This window comes from Aestuariibaculum scopimerae (assembly GCF_059428085.1).
The window spans coordinates 3590797-3617100 of the sequence record NZ_CM182089.1; the positions used below are offsets into that span (position 1 = coordinate 3590797).

A 26304-nucleotide genomic window follows, 5' to 3' on the forward strand; every position below is an offset into this window, starting at 1 on the left:
AATGGCTGCAAATACTACTCATTCTTTTCCAACCGTTTCTGTCATAGTTCCCATATACAACTCTGAAAAATTCCTGTCCAAATGTTTAGAAAGCATAAAAAGCCAAACATACAAAAATTTACAAATCATATTAATTAATGATGGATCGACTGATAAAAGCTTGGATATTTGTGAATCTTTCAAATCATCAAACAACAATGTCATATTAATCAATCAAGCAAATCAAGGCCAAAGTAAAGCTAGAAATGTAGGTCTGGACATAGCAAAAGGCAAATATATATCGTTCATAGATAGTGATGATTGGATTGAAAAAGACATGATAGAAAAACTTATGAGTTTTGCAATCCAGAATCAATTAGATATTGTTGAATGTGATAACATTAATACATCATTTAATGATAATTTGAACAGTTCAAATGCTCGATTTTCAATTGAAACAAATGAAAATGCTTATGAAAGAATAATTAAAAAGTTAAAGTTTTCTGTTTGGAGAAGAATATATCTAAAGGAAATAATTGGAGATTTCAGATTTAGTATAAATAAGATTCATCAAGATGTTCCTTTTACTTTGGAAATGATTAGTCGGGTGAAGCTAATTGGCTATACATCCGAAAAACTTTATCATTACAACACTACAAATGAAAGCACCATTAGAAGCCCTTATAGTGAAAAAAAAATTTTTTCTATAGACCAAGTTCTTTGTTTAAATAAATACAAAAAGTATTATAATTTTGAAACAAAAAAAATTTCAAGCCATGTTATATTAAATTTTCTTAAAGGTCATTACAATTCATTAAATGAAAATAAAAATAAATATTTAGATCCAGATTTTTCTTATAGAAAAAAAGTAAAATCACTAATAATGGAAAATAGTGAGCCTAAGAGTATAGATTTGGTATATCTGATTATTAGATTTTGCCCTATGCGACTTTATAGCATTTTATATAATTTAAAATTAAAATAATGTCAAGAGTTGCAAAGCAAATTAAAAATTTTAAGGTTAATACCTCCTTTTATTTAATAACAATTTTTGTTTCTTTCTTTTCTAGAAAAATATTCTTAGAATACCTAGGTGATGAATTTGTTGGCTTGACCGGAACGTTAAAAAGCTTTTTAGGATTTTTAAATTTAGCAGAATTAGGGGTTGGAACAGCAGTAGGTTTTTTTTTATATAAACCCTTATATAATAAAAATCATAAGCTCATCAATGATATTTTCAAACTATTTGGCTATTTATATAAAAAAATTGGGATCATAGTTATTATAGCTTCAATAATTCTATCCCTCTTCTTTCCTTTGATTTTTAGAAATGTAAGTATTAATATCTACATTGTATATCTAGCTTTTTTCTCTATACTATTTACATCAGTATTAGAATATTTCTATAATTATCATCTATTTATTTTACAAGCAGACCAAAAACATTATATAGTTAATAAATATTTCCAAACAATCAATATCATTAAAATAATCTTTCAAGTTGTTATAACTTATTTAACTCAAAATTATTTTTTGTGGATATTAATGGAAGTTGTGTTTGTAATCATTTATAGTATTTTATTGAAAAGGAGAACAAAAAAAGAATACCCGTGGCTTATTTTTTCCAACAAAACAGACAAAACAATACTAAAAGAGTTTTCTTATGTCATAAAAAAAGTTAAACAGATATCTGTCCATAAAATAAGTACGTTTATAACTCACGGGACCGATAACATTTTAATTTTCACATTTATTAATATTGAAAGTGTTGCCTTTTTAAATAATTATAAACTAATAATAGGTAGTTTTTCTTCATTATTAAACAATGCCTTATTTGGAATTGGTTCTGGGGTAGGAAATTTAGTAGCTGAAAATAACACAAAACAAATTAAAAAAGTTTTTTGGGAAATGATAGCTTTAAATTTTTTTATTGCCGGGGTCCTATTCCAAATTTTGATATTACTAATTAATCAATATATAATTTTATGGCTAGGTGAAAAATATTTAATGTCTAGTTCAATAATTTTGGTTTTATTATTAAACCTATTCATTATGCAAGTAAGAGGGCCTATTGATAATTTTATACAAGCATATGGCTTGTATTCAGATACTTGGGCTCCAATTGCACAAAGCACTTTAAATCTCGTTATTTCAATAGTTTTAGTACAATATTGGGGAATTAATGGAATTTTAATTGGAACTTTCATTAGTACCTTTGTAATTATATTAGGATGGAAATCTTATTATTTATTCAATAATGGCTTTAAACAATCATTTATAAGCTTTTGGAAAGGATTTTTAGGACATGTAATTATTTTTTTAATTTCATATCTGACAATTAATTACTTTTCGAGTCTAATTACTCTAGACCAAACGGAAGATTACTATTCATTAGCATACAAAAGTGCCTTAATTAGTTTTGCTGTATTTTTTTGTTATGGAATATTTTTATACGCACTTAGCAAAGGATTTAGAGATTTCATTAAACGAATTGTGAAATTAGCTATTATTAAATTAAGAAAACTAAAAAATAAATAATGCTGCAAAAAATAATATATAAAATAAGATTATTTCTCTGGAAAATTTTAGGCTTCGACTACAATCACTCTCTTAAAATTTATGATTATCCTTTTTTAAAAAATGACAGGTATTCTAAAATAGGGCACAAAACATATGATAATGGTGCTCTTGTTTGGCGTTGGACGGATACACCTCTAGTAATTGGAAAATATTGCTGCATAGCTAATAATGTTAATTTTATAGTAGACGAAGGACATCATAATTCTTCTCAAATAGCTTCATTCCCTATTGTAAATAATTTTTTCAAAAACGAAAACATTCTACCTAATGGTATTTTAAAGAAGAGTTTTTTAAGCAACTTGGGTCAAAAAGAGGGTATCACTATAGGAAATGATGTTTGGATAGGTATGGGGGCTTATATAATGCCCGGAGTCTCTATTGGAAATGGTGTTACAATTGGTGCAAATTCCGTAGTCACTAAAGATATCCCAGATTATGCTGTTGTAGCTGGAGCACCTGCCAAGTTATTAAAGTTTAAGCATAGCAAAACAAATATTGATAAGCTAAACAGTATAGCTTGGTGGAATTGGCAAGATAATCTTATTAAAGATCGCTTTAAGGATTTCTATCTTAAAATTGATGATTTCATAGATAAATATTATAATACCAATAATTGAAAAAAATAGCTTTTATAATAGAATCATTGCAATGTGGTGGGGCAGAAAAAAGTCTGGTTACATTGTTAAATTTATTAGACAATAAAAAGTTTAATATTGATTTGATAGTATTTAAAAGAGGTGGAGAATTTGAAGATTTCATTCCTGAGCATGTGACTTTAAAACATCTACCATTATTTAACAATAACCATTATCTGTTTCAATTCTATCTCCGAATCAAATTTTGGGTTTTAAAAAAAATAACATCTGGTAGATTTCACTTAGCACAAATCCATTGGTCTACATTCAATCCTATCGTAGTAAATTTCAACAAAAAATATGACATAGCCATTGCATACAATCAAGGGTTTGCAACCTATTATACTGCCAGCAAAATTTTATCTAAGAAGAAATTTGCGTGGTTAAATACAGACTATAGTAATGCCGGCTATGATATAACTTTTGATTACCAATTTTACCAATGTTTCGACAAGTTGATTTGTGTTTCTAATGAAAGTGAAATTTCAATAAAAAATGAATTAAAAAAAATTAATAAAGAGCTGCAAACCATTGTGATAAAGGATATATCAGATATAAACTTTATTAATAAAATGAGTAATGTTAAAGTGGATTTTGTTCAGAATGAAAATTGCATCAGTATACTTACTGTTGGCAGATTAGCAAAAGCAAAAGGTTACCATTTAGCTATTGAGGCTTGTGAATTTTTAATTAATAAAGGCTACCCTGTCAAATGGTTTATTATAGGCGATGGTCCGGAGCGTAATGAAATCGAAAAGATGATTAAAGAAAAAAAGCTCGAGGAACACGTCATCCTTTTAGGTTTTAAAAAGAATCCATATCCATACATAAAATCATGTAATATATACGTGCAAACATCTCTTTTTGAAGGTTTAGGGTTAACAGTCATTGAAGCAGCTGTGTTAAAAAAACCCATTGTAACAACTAATTTTCCTACCGCATCATCAATTATTAAAAATGGAGAAACAGGTTTGATTTGTGAAATGAATTCAAAATCCATTTCTGTAACAATAGAAAAATATATTAATAACAATGAGTTTAAAAATAGGGTTATAGGAAATTTGTCACTAGTAAAAAATAATGACAAAGAAATTTCCATAACAAGAATTCATGAATTATTAGATAATCAAAAATGAAAATAAAAACGATAACATGCCACGAAGTATACAATCACGGAGCAAGTTTGCAAGAATACGCATTGCTTAAATATTTAGAACAGATAGGTCATGACGCTGAGACAATACATTACAAACCTCCTTATTTAAGTAATCATTTCAAATTATGGTTGGTAACTAACAATTTTTTCAATAAAAATGTATTCTTAAGGTTTATTTATCGATTTTTAAAATTACCTAAACGTTTGATCCATCTCAAAAGAAAAAAAAGTTTTGATACCTTTTCAGAGAAGTATATTAAAACAACAAACACATTATATAAGTCTAATGCTGAATTAAAATTAAATATTCCTCCAGCTGATGCTTACATATGCGGTAGTGATCAAATATGGAATTCTTTTTTTGAAAATGGTAAAGACCCAGCTTTTTATTTAGACTTTGTACCGAACCATAAACTAAAAATATCATATGCAGCAAGTTTCGCAATTGATAAACTTGAAAACCATATCAAGGATTTTGTTAAAGAGAAAGTTAAACGTATAAATCATATTTCCGTAAGAGAAGAATCAGGAAAAAAAATACTCAATGAATTGGGCATAGAGGCTGTTCACCAAGTATTAGATCCTGTATTTTTATTAGAAACTGAAGACTGGCTATCTATAGCTTCTACAGAAACAGAAACAGAAAAATATCTTTTTATATACGATTTTGATTCTAACCCACTAATCAGGCTGATGGCAGAAAATTACAAAATAAAATTTGGTTGGAAAATAATCACTGTCAATGAACTTATTAAGTATGCTGACAAAAACTATTTTTTAAAAGGTCCTGAGAAATTTTTATCGTTAGTTAAAAATGCCGAATTCATAATATCTAACTCTTTTCATGCCGTTGCATTTTCAATTATTTTTAAAAAAGATTTTGTGGTCTTTAACAGAAAGGATAAGATCAACACAAGAATGAGAGATTTACTAAAATCTATAGGACTAAGTAAGCTATTAATTTCAAATACCTCAGACTTAGAATCTCATGAGTTGAATACCATTAATTTTGAAGAAGTTTATATCAAGCTAAGTACAATGAAAACGGATTCAAAGAATTTTTTAAAAAATGCTCTCAAATAAATGACAACCCTGTTATACATAACAAACCAAATATGTGGCCCAGGAGGTTTAGAGCGTGTATTATCTATTAAAGCTTCATACTTGGCAGACGAACTAAATTATGAAATACATTTAATTACCCTTAACCAACAAAGTAACGATATATTTTATACATTTAGTGAAAAAATTATTTTTCATAATATTACTGCAGAAGGTAATTTTATACAATATATACGTGCTTATCGAAAAGGTATTAAGCAAGTTATTAAAAAAATATCTCCTAAAATAATTTTGGTCTGTGACGACGGTCTAAAAGGATTGTTTTTACCTTTGATAATAGGCAAACCTTGTGTTATGGCTTATGAACGTCATGTTTCAAAAAACATAGAAAAAAAATCAGACAAATTATATCCTATACAAAAGGCACTAATTTATCTAAAGTTTAAAAGCATGAATTTTGGAGCATCTATGTTTGATGCATTCATAGTATTAACCAATGGGAATAAAAAAGAGTGGTCCACTAAAAACTTATATGTAATACCAAATCCATTATCCTTTTACCCTCCGGAAACTAACACGCTAATTAATAAAGTTGTTATATCAGTAGGAAAGCAAAGCTATCAAAAAGGCTACGATCGATTATTACAGAGTTGGAAATTAGTTTCTAAAAAACATCCAGATTGGAAACTAGAAATTTACGGTACTTTTAATCCAAATCTTCAATTAGAAACACTGGCGCAAAACTTAGGGATTGAGAAGTCAGTATTTTTCTTCCCTGCTACCAAAGACATAGATAAAAAATACCGACAAGCATCAATTTACACTATGTCTTCCCGATATGAAGGATTTGGAATGGTATTGACAGAAGCGATGTCATATGGTATTCCTTGTATATCATTTAATTGTCCCCATGGCCCTTCTGATATTATAAATGATAAAATAGATGGCTACTTAGTAAATAATGGAGATATCGATTCTTTTAGTAATAAAATTATAGAACTCATAAATGATAAAAATCTAAGATTAAAAATGGGACAAAATGCAAGACAAAATGTTAAACGCTATTCTCCTAAAATCATAGTTCTTGAATGGGATAATCTTTTTAGATCATTATTAAAAAATAGGAAATTTTATGAGTAAAAACATTATAATACTTACTGATCAAATTTCTCAAATAGGTGGCATTAATAGTCTAATTCATTTAAAGGCAAATTATTGGACCAAAAACCAAGGGTATAAAGTATCAATAATTACTACTGAGCAACAAAACGCAAAACCTTTTTATGAACTAAATAACCATATCCAATTAATAGACCTTGCCATCAATTATAATAGAAAAGACAGTTATTTTAAGCCTGGTAATTTTTTAAAGATAATAAAAAACTACTTTAAAATCCAACTCAAAATCTATAAACTGAAGCCTGATTTTGTTATTGTGGCAAACAATATTCCTGTAAACTTTTTTTTTAAGTTTCTCTTTACTAAAGCTAAATTTATAAAAGAATCTCATAATTCTAAATACTTTTCCAATCTGAATAGTAAGTCATTAGTAACAAAAATTGAAAACTACTTGGATCCGCTATATGATTTTTTAGTTGTACTAAGTCTGGAAGAAAGTGGTTTTTATAAGTGTAAAAATGTAGTAACCATACCAAATCCGATCACATCAAAATTAGCAACTTGTCCCAACCTTCAAAGTAGAGAAAAAATAGCATTGGCAGCTGGTAGAATAGCAAAAGTTAAACGATTTGATGTATTAATTGACATCTGGTCTGAGTTCAATAAAATAAATAAGGAATGGAAACTTGAAATATATGGCGATGGTGATAAAGATTATGTCAATTCATTAAAAAGAAAAATAAAAACATTAAAACTTAATGAATCTGTTTCAATCAAAAAACCCATCAACACATTGGAAGAAAAGATGCAAACTTATGGAATGTACTTAATGACATCCTATATGGAATGTTTCCCTATGGTTTTACTTGAAGCTCAAGCTTCGGGGCTACCCATCATATCCTATGATTGTCCAACAGGCCCCAGAAACATCATTACTAATGAAGAAGATGGTATTTTGGTACCTATGGACAATGTTAATGAATTTGTAAAGTGCATTAATGATTTGGCCACTAATGACACAAAAAGAATTCTTTTAGCTGAAAATGGATTTAAAAATTCAAAAAAGTATAAGCTTGAAAAAGTCATGTCTATTTGGGATGAAAAGATATTTAATAATTAAAATATAAATTTTTAAAAATATGCTTGAGGGACTACTAGACAATTATTATCCATTATACTTAAACATTACATTAGGGATTGTTGTATTTACTTTGATTCACGCACTAATTCTTAAAATTGATGACACTAAAAATATTATCTACATAAACAACATGGGGTATATACTTTTAGCATTTACTATTCTCTATATAGGGCTTCGACCTGTAAGTGGCAAATATTTCGGAGACATGGCCACTTATAATAGGATTTTTCAATATTATGCTTCTGGTAACCCTATAACAGAGAAAAAAGATATTGTTTTCCAATATTTCATGAAATTCTGTTCACAAATCATGTCTAATAGGTTTTTTTTCACTCTATGTGCTTTTATTTATATTATGCCACTTTACAGAGTTTCAAAAATATTTTTTAAAGAATATTGGTTTTATTCGTTCTTAATGTTTGTAGTTTCTTTTTCCTTTTGGTCTTACGGTACTAATGGCATAAGAAATGGCATTGCAACATCTTTATTTTTACTGGCTATATCCTATTACAATAGAAAAACAATCATGTGGCTTATAATTTTACTCTCGATTTTAATACACAAAACTTTGCTATTACCAAGCCTAGCATTTTTATTAACTTTTTATTATCAAAACTCTAAGTTTTATCTGACATTTTGGTTGCTAAGTATTCCTTTATCTATCGTTTTGGGTGGGTTTTGGGAAAATTTATTTACAAGTTTAGGATTTGGCGATGATAGATTAAATGCCTATTTGTTAGGTGCAGAAACAGAGACTGAATTAAAAACAGGTTTTAGATATGACTTTATACTTTATAGTGCCGGTACTGTTTTTGCCGGGTGGTATTTTATTTTTAAGAAATACTTCAATGATAAAATATACAAACAACTTTTTCACACTTACCTGATATGCAACGGTTTTTGGGTTTTAGTCATTCGGGCTAATTTTTCTAATAGATTTGCATATTTATCCTGGTTTATGATGGGTATCATTCTTATTTACCCATTTTTAAAAGAAATTTTATTCAAAAATCAGTATTTGCAGCTAACAAAAGTGCTTATAATATATTTTCTCTTTACTTACTTAATGCTATTTTTTTACTATTCATAATATATTAAAATGAAACTAATAACAGTTTTTACACCCACATATAATCGAGCCTATTGTCTAACCCAATGCTATGAGAGCTTAGTAAAGCAAACCAATAAAAGTTTTATTTGGTTGGTTATTGACGATGGTTCAACAGACAATACACAAGAACTAATAAAAAGTTGGATAAATGAAAATAAAATAGAAATTTTCTATCATAAACAAGAAAATCAAGGCATGCATGGAGCTCATAACAGTGCATATGATTTGATTAAAACTGAACTTAACGTTTGTATTGATTCCGATGACTTCATGGCAACAAATGCCATTGAGCTTATTGTGAATTTTTGGAAGAATAGCAATATTGATGATACTATTGCCGGTATCGTAGCATTGGACTCTTATAAAAATGGGAGTATTATTGGAAAAAAAATGCCTAAAGACTTAAAAAGCACTACTCTTGAAGAGTTGTATAACGTTTATAAAATTCCCGGAGATAAAAAATTAGTACTTAGAACCGATATTGTAAATCAATTCCCTAGATATCCTCTATTTGAAAATGAACGCTTTGTTCCTTTAGACACGCTATATTTGATGATAGATAAAAAATATAGATTGTTATGCTTAAACGAGATATTATGTGTTGTTGAATATATGGAAGATGGATCCTCCAGAAATATTTTTAAACAATATTTGAGACATCCTAGGGGATTTATTTATGCTCGAAAAGTTGCTATGGATAAAAGCAATTTTTTTAAAGTGCGCATTAAAAACAATATACATTTCATATCACATTGTTTATATCTACAGGATTTCAAACAATTAATAAAATCCCCAAAACTATTCCAAACTATACTATTAATGCCATTGGGGATAGCTCTATACTTATACGTTAAATTCAAAGTAGGAAATAAAATCTAGTCTCTTATGAAAGTGCTACATATAATTAATTCACTGAATATTGGTGGAGCTGAAAAACTTATTGTTGACTCCTTACCCCTATACAATACCCTTGGAATTAAAACAGAACTTCTATTGCTTAATGATTCGAAAACATCTTTTTATAAAGATTTAAAAAGCAATGATGTTAAAATATTAACTACAAAATTTTCGAAAAACTTATACAATCCACTTCATATTTTTATTTTAACCAAATATTTAAAAAAATACGATCTAATTCATGTTCATTTGTTCCCGGCTATGTATTGGGTTGCTTTTTCAAAAATGCTAAGTTTTTCAAAAACTAAAATAATTTTTACCGAACATAATACCACTAACAGGCGAATGGATAATGCTTTATTTAAAGTTGTCGATCATATTGTATATAGGCAATACGATCAAATTATTTCTATATCTGATGCTGTTGATTTAAAATTAAAAAAATATTTAGGAAAAAAATTCACCACTATCTCTAAAATTTATAATGGAATAAACTTAGAAAAATTTAGTCAAGCTATCCCTTATAACAAAAAAGAATTAGATATCGAATCTAATGATATTGTACTTATGCAAGTATCCCGTTTTTTTGAGCAAAAAGATCAAAAAACTTTAATTATGGCTTTGAGTCTATTACCCGATAATTATAAATTATTATTGGTTGGAAATGGTCCTTTACAAAAAGAGTGTATTGATTTAAGTGAAAAATTAAATATTGCAAAAAGAGTTAAATTTTTGGGTGTCAGATCAGATGTCCCACGTCTTTTAAAAACATCAGATATAATTGTTTTATCATCACATTATGAAGGTTTGTCTTTGTCCTGCATTGAAGCTATGAGTTCAGGAAAACCTTTTATTGCCTCAGACGTCCCTGGTCTAACTGAGATAGTTAAAAATTATGGACTTTTATTTGAATCAAAGAACGCCAATGAATTGGCTTCACAAATTGAAAGCTTGATTAATGACCCCATGCTTTATAGAAAAACAGTTGACTCCTGCCTGGAGAGATCTAAACTTTTTGATATCAACTTAATGGTTGCAAATTATATTAGTATATACCAAAAATTATCTACTACAAGCCAACAACAAAAATAAAGGAGCATGTTTTTATTTGCTCCTTTAACTATTTAAGTTATAAATTAATATCTAATTTTAATTGTTAATACAATTATTATTTATTTGGACAGAAGTGGACAGAGATACTCCATCTTTAACCTTAACACAATTTATAGCTAAAGGCGTTTCAGAAGTATAAATAGTAATTTGGTTTTCAGTAAATACAGAATTTGGACAATCGGCGTTAAAAACCAACCCATCTTTGTGGAAATCGGCATCTATGCTATTATTTTTAAAGTAAATGTCACTTCCTCCTGTAACTAAAACAGCTCCAAAACTATTATTAATAACAGATATAGAATTAGCTCCTATGAGACTTGCCGGAGCACCGGTAGCATTTTGTTTTGTGCCAGTAACAGTATTATTTGAAACAATAAAATTAGAGCTACCATCACCAGACCAGTCATTGTATAAATTGAAAGCAAAAGTACTACTCTCAGACATATCAAGTGAATTACCTTCTATAGTAGTATTCAATGTTGTGTTAATTGCCATAATACCTCTACTGGTAGCTTTTATTAAATTGTTTTTGATAATACAATTTGATGTACCTAAACTTTTACTAGTTGCGCCTGCACCTAAATAAATACCATTAGCACCTTCAATAATATTGTCTCTAACTAAAGTTCCATTACCGGCCACAACAATACCGTTACTTATTTTATTCCCATATACTTCGTTTCCATAAACAAAATTGGTCCTATTGATATTCTCTGCATTACCTGCGTTTACTCCCGCATTTATAATGTTGTTTCTAATAATTAGTCCGTCAACAGTACTAAAAGAAACTACTGAATTAACTTCATTATTTTCAAAAACAATAGGCCCATTACCATGAGAAAAATAAAAACCTCCTGCTCTTGGGTTTGCCGCTGGATCAGTAATAGACTGATAATTATTAGCCATAGTAATATGACTCACTCGCTCATATTCAATTAGAGTTCCATTATCCCAAGCCCTAACTGGTTCCATATCAAAATCACAGGATGGAGCTACTCCTTTAGAGTTGGCCATATCAATCCCTCCATCGATAAACTCATTGTTTTCTATGGTGACTTCTTCGCAGCTAACTAATGCTAAATTCATTCGGCGACCACGAAGAAATTTATTGTTTATAAGTTGAATGTTTTTAGATGCAATATGACGGGAATCATAATAATGATATATACCCGATATAATTAAACCATCACCTGCTGCATCCTGAAAAGTTACACCATCAACAATAACATTTTCTCCTCCTTTAATACACATTGTATTTACCCACTCATTAGTTGGACCAGTGGATCCATCGGAGTCAACATATCCTGAGCTATAATTATGTGATTCTCTATCTCCATGCAAAACTCCTCCAGATACTGTTATGTTTTTTGCATTATATATTGATAATAAGTTAGCTCTAAAATGTCCATTAGGCTGCATTCTCAAATGTGTTTTATCCGACATTTTTAAATCAAAATCTGAGGGAATATTAATTGCTAGAACTTCAGGCACGCCTTCACTTAAAGATCCATCTACTTTAAAATAAGCGTCCATCTCATCAATTCTAAATGTTGTAATACCCAATTTTTTTACATCCAAAAATATTCTCTCAAGAATATCTCTATTCCGTAGTGCGACTTCATCTGAAACAACCCCCTCAATAATACCCCATCTACTTGGTCGGAAAGTAAACTCTCTGTCTCTCATCTGTGGTGTAGAACCTGTCATACTTAAAGTTTGGTTCAACAAATCACCATCAATTACATTACTATCCGAGAAATTAATTGTTCCATTAATAATTTCCCCTCCATTATACAATATCGTGACATTTGATGGGACTGTTATGGTTTTCCCCTTTAAATCCATGACACAATCGATAGTGATAGTATCACCCGATTGAGCATCTTCTAGACTAAATAAACATGGTTCTGTAGTACTATTTACAACTTCCTCTTCATCTTTATCCTCAGGAGAAGTAACATCTACATTAGATTCGTTAATAGGTTCTATAAACAATTCTTCATTGTTACAGGATTGAAATATTAATAATAAGCAATATAGAGTTGCGGTAGACATTTTAAATAGTTTCATAACTTAAGTAGATTGGGTAGGTTAAACTCTGATACAATATTAAAAAGAAATAGACAATAGTCGCTGAAATGAATCTTTTTTTCGATGAAATACATTAATAAAATAAAAATTTAATCGTTGAAAGGGTTTGTTTTGTCGATAAAAAAGTAATTTACACTATAAAAAACATATATACGGTATAAAACTTGTTCCAGACGCTTTTATTATGTGATTGGCAAAAATATTTATATAATTTTCTTAAACTATGACTTGTTAATAACTTGTAACAACTTAATAATCAAGTAAGAATAGACACATAGACTCAATAATTAAAGACTTAAAAAAATACTATTTATTGTAAAAATAAAAGTGAAATCTCTTGCATGTGAGACTAAACAATTTGAAGACTTTCTCTATATTTGCTCTTACTGATAAATAATGCCACCAAATTTCGATGAAGAAAAAAGTCATTCGCGCCACAACTATCCCTGCTTCATTTGTTTTACTTAAAGGGCAATTAAAGTTTTTAAATAATTATTTTGAAATCATTGGAGTATCATCTCCTCAAGAAGAATTAATTCCAATCATATCCGAACAAGAAGGGATCCCTATTCATACCATTAAAATCAGCAGAAAAATAAGCCCTCTTCAAGATCTAAAATCTTTATTTAAACTCTACTGTTTTTTTAAAAATGAAAAACCTTATATAGTACATTCTATTACACCCAAAGCAGGCTTACTATCCATGACAGCTGCTTTTTTTGCTCGAGTACCTCATCGAATACACACATTTACCGGACTCATATTTCCAACAAAGCGAGGCATCACTCAAAAAATATTAATTCTTACAGATAAAATGCTTTGTTGGTGTGCTACCAAGGTATATCCGGAAGGAAATGGAGTAAAAAACGATTTAATAAATTACAAAATCACTTCCAAACCCCTAAAAATCATAGCCAACGGTAATGTAAATGGTATAGATACCAACTACTTTTCTCCCAATAGAATTGATAAAGAACACCTAATTACTTTAAAATCCGAATTAAATATTTCAGAAAAAGATACAGTTTTTGTGTTTATAGGACGTATTGTAAAAGACAAAGGTATAAATGAGCTTATTGAAGCCTTTGTGAAGCTTTGCAAAACAAAAAAAAACATTAAGCTCTTGCTGTTAGGTGCTTTTGAAGAAACATTAGACCCTGTTTCAAAAGAAACCTATCAGGAAATAAAATCAAATACTGATATCATATTTACTTCTTGGGTAGATGATGTAAGGCCCTATCTAGCTATATCAGATATATTAACTTTTCCAAGCTATAGAGAAGGATTTCCCAATGTAGTACTACAAGCAGGCGCTATGGGTATTCCCAGTATAGTTACCGACATTAATGGCTCTAATGAGATTATTGTTGAGGGTAAAAACGGTACTATTATTCCCTCTAGGGATATGGAGAGTTTGTTTCAAAAAATGTTATGGTTCTGTGAGAACAAAGATTATTACGCCCCTAAAATCTGTCGAGAACTTATAACTTCTAAATTTCAACAACAATTTGTTTGGGAATCAATTTTAAAAGAATATCAATCTTTATAAATCCTTTTATCATTGTAAACATATAATAGCCCATTGTAAACATACAATGGTTTATTCTAAGTTTCCATTTAGACAGAAATAATAACATTTCAACAATAAAATAGGTACAAAATAAATTTATATGATAATTTAGCTTCAAATTAAAACCCCCAAAATGTATAAATCTTTTTTTAAAAGACTTCTTGATTTTTGCCTGGCACTTATAGGCCTCATTATTTTATCGCCTGTTTTTTTACTAACCCTTATCTGGCTTTTGTTTTCTAATTCAGGAAAGCCGTTCTTTTTTCAAAAACGCCCTGGAAAAGACGAAAAGATTTTTGCCATTATCAAATTTAAGTCCATGAACGATAAAAAAGATTTAGATGGCAATCTATTACCTTATGAAGACCGTATTACCAAAGTTGGTACTTTCATTAGAAAGTACTCTCTAGATGAAATACCCCAATTACTCAATGTTCTTAAAGGTGATATGAGTGTTGTAGGTCCCAGACCATTATTAATTGAATACCTTCCTTTATATAATAAAGAGCAAAAAAAACGTCATTTTGTTAAACCGGGCATCACAGGATGGGCGCAGGTGAATGGGAGAAATACTATATCTTGGGAACAAAAATTTGCATTAGACACCTGGTATGTAGACAACCTTTCTTTTTTATTGGATATTAAAATAATTTTATTGACCATTAAAAAAGTTGTAAAAAAAGAAGGCGTAAATAACGCTGCCAATTTGAATATGCCCTTATTTACAGGCACCCCTAAAGAATAAAACCTATGTCTAAAACAGAAAGACCTAATATAATCATTATTGGAGCATCCGGCCATGCAAAGGTTGTAATTGATATTATTGAGTTAGAAAACAAATACAACATTATTGGCTTAATCGACTCCTATAAAGCAAAAGGAAAAAATATATTTCAATATGATATCTTAGGAACAGAAGACGATTTACCTGAATTGATGGCACAATTCGATTTTAATGCCGGTATTATAGCCATTGGCGATAATTGGATTAGAAAATTAATGTATGATAAAATTAAGAACCTGGTTCCTGATTTTAAATTCATCATAGCAAAGCACCCTAATGCGATTATTGGAAAAAGTGTCGAAGTTGGAATGGGCACTGTTATTATGCCTGGTGTTGTAATTAACAGCAGTTCAAAAATAGGTAAGTTCTGTATTCTAAATACTAAGTCATCTATAGACCATGAGGGGCATATGAAAAAGTTTTCTAGTTTGGCTCCCGGAGCCATTTTAGGAGGCAATGTAACCGTAGGATCCTATAGTGCGATATGCCTAGGGGCTAATGTTATCCAAGATATTACCATAGGCAGACATTCAATTATAGGTGCTGGTGCAGTTGTCAATAGAAATGTAGCAGACTATAAAATGGCTTATGGGATTCCTGCTAAAATTGTCAAAACCATTAAAAAAGGAGAAAAATACTTATATCATATATCAGATTTCACCAAAGATGTAGATATAAAACCAATTACCAGCCACCACCATTTAGAGGTTATAACCGAAAAAAACGATTGGGATCTTTTTTTAAGAAAAATTGACCATTATGATTTTTACCATACGTACGATTACCACATGCTATCAAAATTAGATAGTGAAACAGCGATACTACTTACTTATAAAGAAAAAGATATATTAATAGGCATCCCCTTACTTGTAAGAGATATTGAAGGAACTCAATACAAAGATGCCACTTCTGTTTATGGCTATTCAGGTCCTATAGGCAAAGGGATTACAAAAAATTTTGACAATAATAAATTTATAAAAGCTTTAAAAAAATACTTTAAAGACAACAACTACGTCTCCGTATTCTCTAGACTCAACCCCTTCATTGAAAACCAATGCCAGATTCTGGCCGATTTAGGTTACATCTCCAACCAAGGGAAAGTGGTTAATATAGATATTACTCAAGATATTGACACCCAACGAACTATTTTTCAAAGCCGACTAAAAACACATATAAATAAAGCAAGAAGACTTTGCTCCGTAAAAAAGGCAACCACAGAGGCCGACCTCAAAGAGTTCATGGATATTTACTATGAAAACATGAATCGGGTGAACGCTAAAAAATCCTATTATTTCAGTAAGGCCTATTTTCAGAAAATAGCCAATTCAAACGATTTTGAATCAGAGATACTCATGGCTGTTGATAATGAAACCGGCCAAACCGTAGCGGCATGTCAATTCATTATTACCAATGGCATTGTACAATACCATCTTTCCGGTACCAGAAATGATGCGCTACACCTCACTCCTACCAAGTTGCTTATTGATGAAATGCGCCTGATAGCTTCCGAAAAAGGATATAAATTCTTTAACTTAGGAGGTGGCTTAGGGGGTAATGACAATGACTCACTATTCCATTTCAAGGCCTCATTTTCAAAAGACTTTAGGGATTTTAATTTATGGAAACTCATCGTTAATGAAACTGTTTACAATGAACTGATTGCACGCAAAGGCATCAAATACGTTTCCAATTATTTCCCGCTGTACCGATCTCTGGACGATTTAAATATTGATTTGTGATACAACAGAACCCTTTCACATCTGCATCATATACAAAACTATGGGCCGCTCACTTCAAGAAGGAACCTCAAAACATACCATGTATTGAGGACATTCTTTTTTATGAATCTAAAAAAGGACTCATTAATACCAATTTTGGAGGAAGCGTTTCTAAAGGCATGTCTTATAAAATAAATAGGCGTGCCGATGGTTTAAAAAAAAAGGTTGCCCTTATTTATGATGTCCCACAATATTTTAATGTTCAAAACAGCGACCTCCCTCCTCACGTCAAGCTGTTGAAAACAACACAATATTCAGGTTTTTTAACACAGCTAGACACTTATAAAGATTTTAATACTTATTTAAATGCCAACTTTAGTAAAAAAAGTCGGTATAAGTTTAAAGCCTACCAGCGTCATCTGGAAAAAGATTTTGATATCCGTTATGAAAATTATTTGGGCGCTATGTCAAAAACGGAATACGATCGCGTTTTTGAGGCATTCCATAATATGTTAAAAAAGCGCTTTGATGAAAAAGGTGAATCTAATAATAATTTAGATCCGCAGGAATGGGCCTTTTATCATGAATCTACTTATCCTTTAATTTTAGAAGGTAAAGCATCTTTGTTTGTTATTTATCACAACGATCAGCCCATAGCTATTTCCCTGAATTATTTATCTGAAGAGGTGTTGTTCTTTGCCATGACCACATTTGATACCGATTATTACAAATATAATTTAGGAAAAGTTCACCTTATGGAACTTTTTAAATGGTGTTATGAACATGGCTATAAAATATTCGATTTCTCCAAAGGGTATTATGACTATAAAGACCGTTGGGGTACATTGCAATATCAATTTGAATATCATATTTTTTACGATTCCAAATCATTGAAAGCGACAGTAACTGCTCACGGTTTGGCATATTTTTTTAGATTTAAACAGTTTCTAAGAGATAAGAATATTAATAAAACATTAAGCAAGATAAAGTTTGCTTTGAAAAACAGACAAGCAACCGGAAAAGAATAATTGAAATATTATGCTAGAAACCATACGCTTCAAAACCAATTTTTATTCCAACCTCTATGAAAAAGGAGCGATTTCCCCTGTTTTTGAAGCCATCACTATAAAGCATACTAATAAAGCCATAACTCATTTAAAAACAGCAAAAAAGAGCAATACAAATGTACATGTGGTTAGTCTCCTCCCCGATTATTTGGAAACTACACTAAAACCAGGCCTCATCAGCAATAAAATAGTTCATAAAAAAGGGCATGCAGTCCTTATGGAAGGCATTACCAATATAGATTCCTATCTAAAAACAAATGCCGGCAGTAACTTTAAAAAGAACACCACCCGACTGCTAAATCGCTTAGAACATTGCTTTGATGTTCAATATAAAATGTTTTACGGAGCCATCGATAAAGATAACTATTTGCATCTAATGAATTGCTTAATAGAAATGATTATCAAGCGATTCCAACAGCGTGAGGGAAAAAACAGGACTATTGAGCATTGGGATTATTATAAAAACATAGCTTTCCATTTAATTAATCAAAAAAAAGCCTCCCTTTTTGTCATTTACAATAATAACATCCCTATTGAAATTTCACTAAATTTTCATGTTGATAGTATTATGTATAGCGCTATCTCATCCTATAACCTCGACTATTCCAAATTCAGTTTAGGAAATATTGAAATCTATAAACAGTTGGAATGGTGTATGGAAAACAACATAACTTTATTTGATATGGGTTATGGCGATTTCGATTATAAAATAAAATGGAGTAACCTTACTTACAATTTTGAGACCCATATCATTGCGAAGCCCGGTAGTGTTGTAGCGCAATTTTACAAAACCTATTTGGTACAAAAATACAACCTTATCCATTATCTTATTTCTAAAAACATTCCCGATAAATACCGAGCTCTTAGGGATAGTCTCAGCCCAAATAAAAAGAATGCGATTGATAGTGAACGCATTTACGACTCAGAAATTATTGAATCTCATGCTGCCTTTACCGTAAAGAATATTGATTACAATGCGATGGCGTTTTATTTTTTAAGAAAACCTCTAAACGACTTTCTTTATGCGTATTCTGAAAAACTTTCTGAAGTAAAATTGTTTCAGGTTATTAACGAAACCAATACCTTTATCGTTCAAGGACAAAGCATTGCTGTAAAATGGTGTTTTAAATAAAAATTGCATGGCTATTCAAAGAAATATATTCATTTGGGATTTCTATAAGAATGCAAAAGCTGCTATTCCAAAATGCTTTGAACAGGTGCGTTACAAACAACACATCTTTGTAAATGACAACACCGTAATGCTTCCCAAACAACCACTCATATTCTATACCAGTTTGTTTCCTAGTTTTATGGATGCTAAATTAGTAAACAGCTCTGATTATAAATTAAAAAGAATTAAACATTATGGCTTTTCTGGTGTTGCAGTCACCCTCGATGATAATGACCATACAAGAAAAACCTTCATTAAAAAACTAATAAAAACGCATCTTATAAAAAACATCAAGCGTAATACAAAACGTCTGGAAAAGGTGTTTACCATTACTTATGAATACAACTATGGAGCTATTACGGACGATAAGTGCAATCAATTGTTAGGAGCATTGCATGAGATGATTACCGAGCGATTTTCCGGCAGAGTAAACGATCATGTATTTTTGATGGAGTGGAAAGATAATACTAAAAACCTAGCGGAGTTGATCCGACAAAAAAAATCATCTTTATTCGTTATTTATGCTGATAATAAGCCCATAAGTATTTCTGTTAACAGGCATTTACACAACACCATCTTTTTTGGTGAAACCCATTCTTTTAACTCTGATTTTAGTAAATTCGGACTGGGCAACTTAAACAATTATATGCGCTTGGATTGGTGCTTTCAAAACAAGTTTTCTTTTTTAGACTTAGGTATGGGGGTTACCGATCATAAAAAAAATTGGGGCAATACCATTTATGACATGGAATATTTAGTTTATTACAAAAAGAATTCCATAGCTGCCTATTTTCTGGCACATATAGAAATAGGCATTATAGTCTTGAAGAATACTGTAAAACGAATTTACAACCAATTAAACTTACGTTTCAATTAAACCCTATGTCGCTTTTAATAAAACAAGATTTTTACAACACGTTTTATCTCAAGGATAACATACCAGATTGTTATTCTAAAATACAATTAAAACACAATGAAAAAATCTTTTATAGGGCTGATAAAACCCATGCAAAGAACATTCAAAGCAAGGCTTACGCTATTTCCTTATTTCCTAAATACTTATCGGTAAACAAAACCAAAGACACCTACAGCCTAAAAAGAATAAAACAGTATAATTTAGATGGATTTGCCCTTAACCTAACGGGGCACAATACTATAGATACTTATTTAAAATCTAATTTTAAGTCACAGACCCGATCGCCTATCCTCAGACGGATTAAGCGTCTGGAGGCTTGCTTTAACGTGAGCTACGAATTGTATTACGGAAGCATACCGGAAGCCACCTATCAAAAAGCCATGAAGGTCTTAAAAGGGTTTCTAAAGCTAAGGTTTGCCCAAAAGGAAGATACTACTGAGACATTGGATAAATGGGAGGCCTATGCTAAGGAAACCTACCAACAAATATGCAATAAAGAGGCTTCGTTATTTATCATTACAGCATCAGGAGACATGGTTGGCATTTCCATTAATTACCATATTAACAGCGTCTTTATTGGTCATGTATTTTGCTACGATATTAGTTACTCTAAATTCAGCTTAGGCAACACCATGGTTTATAAATTGCTGGAATGGTGCTTGGAGAACAACTATTCTATACTAGATATGGGTAATGGCGATTTGGAATACAAACAAATATGGTGCAATCTACCCTATCAATACGATTATCATTTTGTGTATAACCCCAAACACTTCAGCAGCTTCATAGCAATACGTTTGGAAATTTTTAAGATTACCCTTAAAAACACACTCAAGCAACTAAAGGTAGACACATTAATAAACAAACTAAAAAACAAGTATGTAAAGGAGAATGATAACGCCAATCCGTTATTTACACCGTTTAAGTTTGAAACTATTAACGACCACGATTTTAAAGAAAATAACGCAAATCAAATCACATTTAACGAAGACGCATACAGCTTTCTAAAGAAGGCTATCAACGATTTTTTATATCTTAACAAAGAACATTACAACAACCTCAAAGTCTATAAAATTACCAACAAGGCTTTTATTTTAAAAGGTAAAGATAATATTCAAAAAGTAGTTATAGCATAGCCCATGACCCTAGTAACCCATAAAGATTTTTACAATACGCTTACCGAACACCACCAGGTGCTACCCTATTATGAAAACTTAATATTAAACACCCACGATACCCTTATATATTCCGGGGGTCCGGGTCAAGACAACCTTGGGGCTATCTCTATTAAATTATTCCCCTCCTATTTAACCCCTGTGTTTTCAAAAAAAATCCCGTTTGAAATAAAAAAACAATCTCAAAAGAAAATAGTCGGTTATGCTATTACACTAAACAAAGAACAAGGTATTCAGGAGTTTATGAATAGTGCGTACAGCAAGAGTTTTCGTGCCAACATCAAACGACTCAACAAACGCTTTGAAGAATGTTTTAATAGCACCTACAAAATGTTTTATGGTCACATTTCGCAAGAAGACTACACCTACTATATGGAAACCTTGCACAGCATGTTAACCACTAGGTTCAATCAGCGCAATGAGAAAAATGACATTCTGGAAAACTGGACATTTTATCTAAACAGCACACGGGAGCTTATCAATTCCGGTAAAGCTTCCATTTTTGTCATTTATCAAAATGAAGTACCCGTACACGTATGCATCAATCACCACTACCAAAATATTTTATTTGTTTCCATTCCTTCCTACGATATTGATTATGCCAAGTTTGCCTTGGGCAACATCTCTATTTACAAACTGTTGGAATGGTGTCTCGATAACAAATATGACATGTTGGATATGGCCTATGGCACTTTGGAATACAAAAGACGATGGAGTACACTGATTTACAGCTTTGAACATCATATTATTTATAGTAAATCTAAAGCATCTGCTCGCTTGGGGAGCTGGATAGAAACCAATAAAATCAAACTTAAAAACATCCTTAAAGCATATAATATAGACGTGTTTATAAAGAAGCTAAAAGCGTCTAAATACAAAACAGACGATAACGACACAGAAGCTGTTATCTTTGAAACTATCGATCACAACAACTTGGATAAAAACACCATGACGGCAATAGATTTCAACTCCACCACCTATACCGGACTTAGGAAAACCGTTTTCGATTTCCTCTACGCCAATAAGGAACACATCAGCAACATCAAAGTCTATAAATTAGAAATGGAAAACACCTTTCTAATTGTCGGTAAGAACAGTCAACAAGCCATAAAATACGCTTAAGGCTTCTAATAGTGTATGGATTATCCAATTAACTAACAATTTATCGATTATAACACCCAATCATTATAATTAGATGAATATTTATTTTACTTTTAGTATCAGATTCCAATCGTCACGCCTATAAAAATGAACATACTAAACGATATACTCGAACAAAGCAAACCACTTGAAGAAGTTACAGCCTTAGACTCTAAAACATTCAAAAAGAAATATTTTAACAAGCGCCCTGTTGTTATGCGAGGTCAAGCCAAAAACTGGAATGCTACTAAACACTGGGATTTGGATTTTCTTTTAAATCTTGATGGCGACAATGAAATCCACCTGCTGTCCGGAAACTTCATTCAGGACGACAATCGCTATACCAAATCGTCGTTTCACGACTACATTCAGAAATTAAAAGATGCCGAAACTAATAAAGAAGCTATTAAAGACTACTTGACTACTTTAGATATCTTTAAATATTTCCCAAAACTTAAAGACGATATTGATTTTTCATTCTTTGAAACCCATACAGAAATTAACGATGTAACCGCTTGGATTGGACCGGCCGGTACTGTTTCCGGTTTCCACAACGACACCGGTAAAAACATGTACGCTCAAATAAAAGGTAAAAAAATGTTTATCATCGCCTCTCCCAAATACAACAAAAAAATGTATCCCAGTGAGAAATATATCAATGGAGGCGCTGCTAGTCTGGTAGATATCAATAATTTTCAACCTGAAAAATTTCCTAAATTTAAGGATGTAGAATTTCTAAAGGTTATTTTAGAACCGGGTGATATGCTCCATGTACCTTCTAAATGGTGGCACTATGTACAATCACTGGAAACATCTATAAGTATTAGCGATTTTGGTTTCTCCAAATTAGAAATGTTTGGCATTCGAGCCATAGATTACCTGCACAGAAGAGGCTATTATAAAGCTAAGAATTGCTTTTGCTGCAACAAATAAAAACTGCCAATAATAACTAAGTGTTCGTGTGGTCGGTACGGCCAAACATGAACGCCGTGTTGACTGAACCGGTAGTTGGTCGGTTAGCCTACTATGGGGATTGGTTTGTTTTTTTAAGAGGGGTTTAAGGAGTTGTTTCAGGCCTATTTCTATTTGGTGTTCAACTCAACAATCGTTTTCAGTCTTTATCTTAATAAGTAAGGTAAACATTTAGGTTTTACAGAGGTTTATTTCTTTCATAATTTAAAATTTAGACAATATCTGCCTGTTACGTGCTTGGCAACGTTTTTTTATTGAGGCTTATGTAACTGTTTTATCCAGTGTTTTGGCGGGCCTCGAGCTGTAAATGTTGTAATGGTTATTAACCGTCCTTGTCGGCATTTAGGGCATATATTGTGTAATAAGGGAGCTTTTTCTTTTAGCTTTACCGGAACAAGTGTTTTCTTTAATTCAACTAAGCTTAGCCTTTTATGGTAAGAACTGAGCATACCATAATGCCTGATACGAACAAAACCTTTAGGCAAAACATGTAAAGCAAAACGTCTGATGAACTCGGCATCGGGTAAGCACATCATTTTACGTTTACCGCCATGCCGATAATCTTTTACCGAGAAGGTTACAGAACCATTCCCGATAGCCAGTATGCGATGGTTACTGATGGCTATTTTATGGGTGTAGCGCCCCAAATATTCTACCACCTGCTCGGGGCCTAAAAAGGGACGTTTACAATACACCACCCAAGGCTTTTTAAATAGGTCATTATAAAAATCTGATGTGATTTCTAGATTTGATGATTTTCGTAATTGCGCCACAAAGCGTGCTCTAAACACCTTACTCATGGCTTTTACCGGGAAGAGATATTTTCCTTTATGTTTTACAGATTTCCATCGTCCATAAGATGTTATTCCTCCTCCAGGTACAATACAATGCAGATGCGGATGCAACGATAGGTTTTGCCCCCAAGTATGCAGTACAGCAATCATTCCTGCGCGAGCGCCTAAAAACTTTGGGTGACACCCAAAGTCATAGATAACCTGCCAGGCCACTTTAAAGAGTGTGTTATAAAGTGTTTTAGGTATGTAAAGACACAAGCGGTTAAGTTCTTGTGGTAAGGTGAACACCACATGAAAATAAGGCACGGGTAACAGTTCAGCTTCACGAGCCCGTATCCACTGTTCTTTTTGATGTCCCTGGCACTTGGGACAATGACGGTTTCTGCAACTGTTATAACTCAGGTGTAAAGTGTTGCATTTGGGGTTATTGCAGCGGTCTATATGCCCACCCAGCGCTAAGGTTCTACACTTTCGTATGGCATGCAAGGTTCTTAGCTGCCAACTGCTATGGCTATAGGCTGATAGTTGATTTTGATTGCGTTCTAACACCTGAGCTACTTCATAGGTAGCACGTTTCACAACTACTAACTATATAACCGATCTAGAGGACTAAAAGGCTTTTGTCTACCTAATTGTGCCACATGAAGGTAAACCAATGTGGTTTGAATGTCGGCATGCCCCAACAGCTCTTTAATGCTAATAATATCCAGTCCCATTTCCAGTAAATGAGTGGCATAACTATGCCTGAAACTGTGGGTGGTGACCTGTTTCTTAATCCCGCTATGTTTACGGGCTTCACGTATAATCCACTGTATACCCCGGGTGGATAACGGCACAGGTGTACCTTCAGCATGATTACCGTTAAAACACCAGATACGAGGGTGTTCGGCTGAAATATAGCTTTTAAGACCACGAATTTGCAGAGCAGATAAAGGAACGTAACGGTCTTTATTGCCTTTTCCCTGACGGATATGCAGCATCTTGCGATCGAAATCCAAATCCTTTAATTGAAGGTTGCGAAGTTCGAAACAACGTAAGCCACAGCCATACAACATAGCCAGAACTAAACGGTGTTTTAATAGTTTAGGCGTTTTAAGAAGTAACTTAACCTCTTGACGGCTTAATACCACCGGCAATTTGTTGGGACGCTTGATCGATGGAAGCACGACGCGCATCTCTTTTAGTTCATAGATGCGATACAGATACCGTAAACCATAAACGGTATGCTTAAAGAAGCTTCCTGAAGGTGCTTTAGATTGTGATTTTAAAACATGTAGGTAGTCTAAAACCTGTTCTTCATCTAAATCTAAAGGACTACAATTAAAATGCAAGGTGATGTGAGCCAGACAACGGGCATAATTGGTAAAGGTACTGATGCTTTTGCCTGAAAGGGTTACAGAGCGTTCTAACTTGCGGTATAATTCTGTAAACTCGGGTACAGATTTACACGCTTTTTCAATGAGAGTAATGCTTTTTTTTCATAATTTTAAAATTATAAGATTTAACATTACTTAAAGGTAGCCAAAAGTGAGTGTATTTCACTGGAAAGCTACCTTTAGGTTTAGTTCAACAAGTTGTTATTGGCAGTCTCATAAATATTTTATGACTCTAATGATTACTCTACATATCATTAAAAATAGAATGCATTAAGCGTTTTTTATCATTAATGCTCTCTTCTAAGGATATCATGGTTTCTGTTCTATATACACCTTCAATATCATCCAACAAGAAGATAACCTCTTTAGCGTGCTCGGTGCTTCTAGCCCGTATTTTACAGAAAATATTAAACTTGCCAGTAGTAATATGCGCCACAGTTACATAAGCAATTTCATTGATTCTTTCTAAAACAAACTTGGTTTGAGAAGTGTTATTTAAGTAAACACCAACATATGCTATGAAAGAATATCCTAGCTTTTTATAGTCCAACATTAACGAAGAACCTCTAATAATACCCTGCTCTTCCATCTTTTTTACACGTACATGTACGGTACCGGCAGATATTAATAATTTTTTTGCAATGTCTGTAAACGGAATTCTTGTGTTATCGATTAACATGTCAAGAATTTGATGATCAATTTCGTCTAATTTAATTTTCCCCATAATTAATTATTCT

At 31.7% G+C, this 26304-nt stretch carries 23 protein-coding genes; 19 read left to right on the forward strand and 4 right to left on the reverse strand.

The genetic code is table 11. The annotated features are described in order from the left end of the window. The first annotated feature begins 1 nt into the window (after position 1). From AC5SR4_RS15570 to AC5SR4_RS15615, 10 genes are read left to right on the forward strand one after another with little or no spacing between them, the layout of a single operon-like run. Positions 2-964 carry a glycosyltransferase gene (locus AC5SR4_RS15570; RefSeq protein WP_495357202.1) on the forward strand — a complete coding sequence of 321 codons (963 nt, stop codon included), beginning with the start codon at positions 2-4 and terminating at the stop codon, positions 962-964. Beyond that, positions 964-2517: a lipopolysaccharide biosynthesis protein gene (locus AC5SR4_RS15575; RefSeq protein ID WP_495357203.1), complete on the forward strand. Its 1554-nt coding sequence runs from the start codon at positions 964-966 to the stop codon at positions 2515-2517. Before AC5SR4_RS15570 ends, AC5SR4_RS15575 begins: the two co-directional genes overlap by 1 nt. After that, complete coding sequence (locus AC5SR4_RS15580) at positions 2517-3176, forward strand: CatB-related O-acetyltransferase (RefSeq protein ID WP_495357204.1); 660 nt, start codon at positions 2517-2519, stop codon at positions 3174-3176. The genes AC5SR4_RS15575 and AC5SR4_RS15580 overlap by 1 nt, the downstream gene beginning before the upstream one ends. Further along, positions 3173-4330 (forward strand): glycosyltransferase, encoded by a 1158-nt coding sequence (locus tag AC5SR4_RS15585; RefSeq protein WP_495357205.1) that lies wholly within the window; start codon positions 3173-3175, stop codon positions 4328-4330. Before AC5SR4_RS15580 ends, AC5SR4_RS15585 begins: the two co-directional genes overlap by 4 nt. Further along, complete coding sequence (locus tag AC5SR4_RS15590) at positions 4327-5433, forward strand: polysaccharide pyruvyl transferase family protein (protein ID WP_495357206.1); 1107 nt, start codon at positions 4327-4329, stop codon at positions 5431-5433. The genes AC5SR4_RS15585 and AC5SR4_RS15590 overlap by 4 nt, the downstream gene beginning before the upstream one ends. Beyond that, positions 5434-6552: a glycosyltransferase family 4 protein gene (locus AC5SR4_RS15595; RefSeq protein ID WP_495357207.1), complete on the forward strand. Its 1119-nt coding sequence runs from the start codon at positions 5434-5436 to the stop codon at positions 6550-6552. Continuing rightward, on the forward strand, positions 6545-7651 hold the full coding sequence (locus AC5SR4_RS15600) for a glycosyltransferase family 4 protein (RefSeq protein WP_495357208.1): 1107 nt from the start codon (positions 6545-6547) through the stop codon (positions 7649-7651). Before AC5SR4_RS15595 ends, AC5SR4_RS15600 begins: the two co-directional genes overlap by 8 nt. 19 nt (positions 7652-7670) lie before the next feature. Further along, positions 7671-8762, forward strand: coding sequence for an EpsG family protein (locus AC5SR4_RS15605; protein WP_495357209.1), 1092 nt, complete (start codon positions 7671-7673; stop codon positions 8760-8762). Between the two features lie 9 nt (positions 8763-8771). Then, the gene (locus AC5SR4_RS15610; RefSeq protein ID WP_495357210.1) at positions 8772-9662 is read left to right on the forward strand and encodes a glycosyltransferase family 2 protein; all 891 of its coding nucleotides are present in this window, start codon (positions 8772-8774) and stop codon (positions 9660-9662) included. A gap of 6 nt (positions 9663-9668) precedes the next feature. After that, positions 9669-10772, forward strand: a complete 1104-nt coding sequence (locus tag AC5SR4_RS15615; protein ID WP_495357211.1) for a glycosyltransferase — start codon at positions 9669-9671, stop codon at positions 10770-10772. A 57-nt stretch (positions 10773-10829) separates the two neighbouring features. On the opposite strand, the gene AC5SR4_RS15620 is transcribed toward AC5SR4_RS15615, so the two are convergent. Continuing rightward, positions 10830-12863, reverse strand: coding sequence for a right-handed parallel beta-helix repeat-containing protein (locus AC5SR4_RS15620; protein WP_495357212.1), 2034 nt, complete (start codon positions 12861-12863; stop codon positions 10830-10832). A gap of 433 nt (positions 12864-13296) precedes the next feature. Between AC5SR4_RS15620 and AC5SR4_RS15625 the strand changes: the two genes are divergently transcribed. From AC5SR4_RS15625 to AC5SR4_RS15665, 9 genes are all read left to right on the forward strand, one after another. Further along, positions 13297-14433 carry a glycosyltransferase family 4 protein gene (locus tag AC5SR4_RS15625; RefSeq protein ID WP_495357213.1) on the forward strand — a complete coding sequence of 379 codons (1137 nt, stop codon included), beginning with the start codon at positions 13297-13299 and terminating at the stop codon, positions 14431-14433. 154 nt (positions 14434-14587) lie between these two features. After that, positions 14588-15199, forward strand: a complete 612-nt coding sequence (locus AC5SR4_RS15630; protein ID WP_495357214.1) for a sugar transferase — start codon at positions 14588-14590, stop codon at positions 15197-15199. Positions 15200-15204: 5 nt separating this feature from the next. Further along, the gene (locus AC5SR4_RS15635) at positions 15205-16977 is read left to right on the forward strand and encodes a NeuD/PglB/VioB family sugar acetyltransferase (RefSeq protein WP_495357215.1); all 1773 of its coding nucleotides are present in this window, start codon (positions 15205-15207) and stop codon (positions 16975-16977) included. Beyond that, positions 16974-17984, forward strand: a complete 1011-nt coding sequence (locus tag AC5SR4_RS15640; protein ID WP_495357216.1) for a GNAT family N-acetyltransferase — start codon at positions 16974-16976, stop codon at positions 17982-17984. The genes AC5SR4_RS15635 and AC5SR4_RS15640 overlap by 4 nt, the downstream gene beginning before the upstream one ends. Before the next feature lie 10 nt (positions 17985-17994). Next, complete coding sequence (locus tag AC5SR4_RS15645) at positions 17995-19155, forward strand: GNAT family N-acetyltransferase (RefSeq protein ID WP_495357217.1); 1161 nt, start codon at positions 17995-17997, stop codon at positions 19153-19155. A gap of 7 nt (positions 19156-19162) precedes the next feature. Further along, the gene (locus AC5SR4_RS15650; RefSeq protein WP_495357218.1) at positions 19163-20071 is read left to right on the forward strand and encodes a GNAT family N-acetyltransferase; all 909 of its coding nucleotides are present in this window, start codon (positions 19163-19165) and stop codon (positions 20069-20071) included. A gap of 5 nt (positions 20072-20076) precedes the next feature. Continuing rightward, the gene (locus tag AC5SR4_RS15655; RefSeq protein WP_495357219.1) at positions 20077-21246 is read left to right on the forward strand and encodes a GNAT family N-acetyltransferase; all 1170 of its coding nucleotides are present in this window, start codon (positions 20077-20079) and stop codon (positions 21244-21246) included. A 3-nt stretch (positions 21247-21249) separates the two neighbouring features. Beyond that, complete coding sequence (locus AC5SR4_RS15660; protein WP_495357220.1) at positions 21250-22407, forward strand: GNAT family N-acetyltransferase; 1158 nt, start codon at positions 21250-21252, stop codon at positions 22405-22407. 126 nt (positions 22408-22533) lie between these two features. Beyond that, positions 22534-23358 carry a cupin-like domain-containing protein gene (locus tag AC5SR4_RS15665; RefSeq protein WP_495357221.1) on the forward strand — a complete coding sequence of 275 codons (825 nt, stop codon included), beginning with the start codon at positions 22534-22536 and terminating at the stop codon, positions 23356-23358. 290 nt (positions 23359-23648) lie between these two features. On the opposite strand, the gene AC5SR4_RS15670 is transcribed toward AC5SR4_RS15665, so the two are convergent. From AC5SR4_RS15670 to AC5SR4_RS15680, 3 genes are all read right to left on the reverse strand, one after another. Continuing rightward, positions 23649-24770: an IS91 family transposase gene (locus tag AC5SR4_RS15670; protein ID WP_495357222.1), complete on the reverse strand. Its 1122-nt coding sequence runs from the start codon at positions 24768-24770 to the stop codon at positions 23649-23651. A 5-nt stretch (positions 24771-24775) separates the two neighbouring features. Next, positions 24776-25522 (reverse strand): tyrosine-type recombinase/integrase, encoded by a 747-nt coding sequence (locus AC5SR4_RS15675; RefSeq protein WP_495357223.1) that lies wholly within the window; start codon positions 25520-25522, stop codon positions 24776-24778. Positions 25523-25811: 289 nt separating this feature from the next. Beyond that, on the reverse strand, positions 25812-26291 hold the full coding sequence (locus AC5SR4_RS15680) for an Lrp/AsnC family transcriptional regulator (protein ID WP_044639001.1): 480 nt from the start codon (positions 26289-26291) through the stop codon (positions 25812-25814). Positions 26292-26304 lie beyond the last annotated feature (13 nt).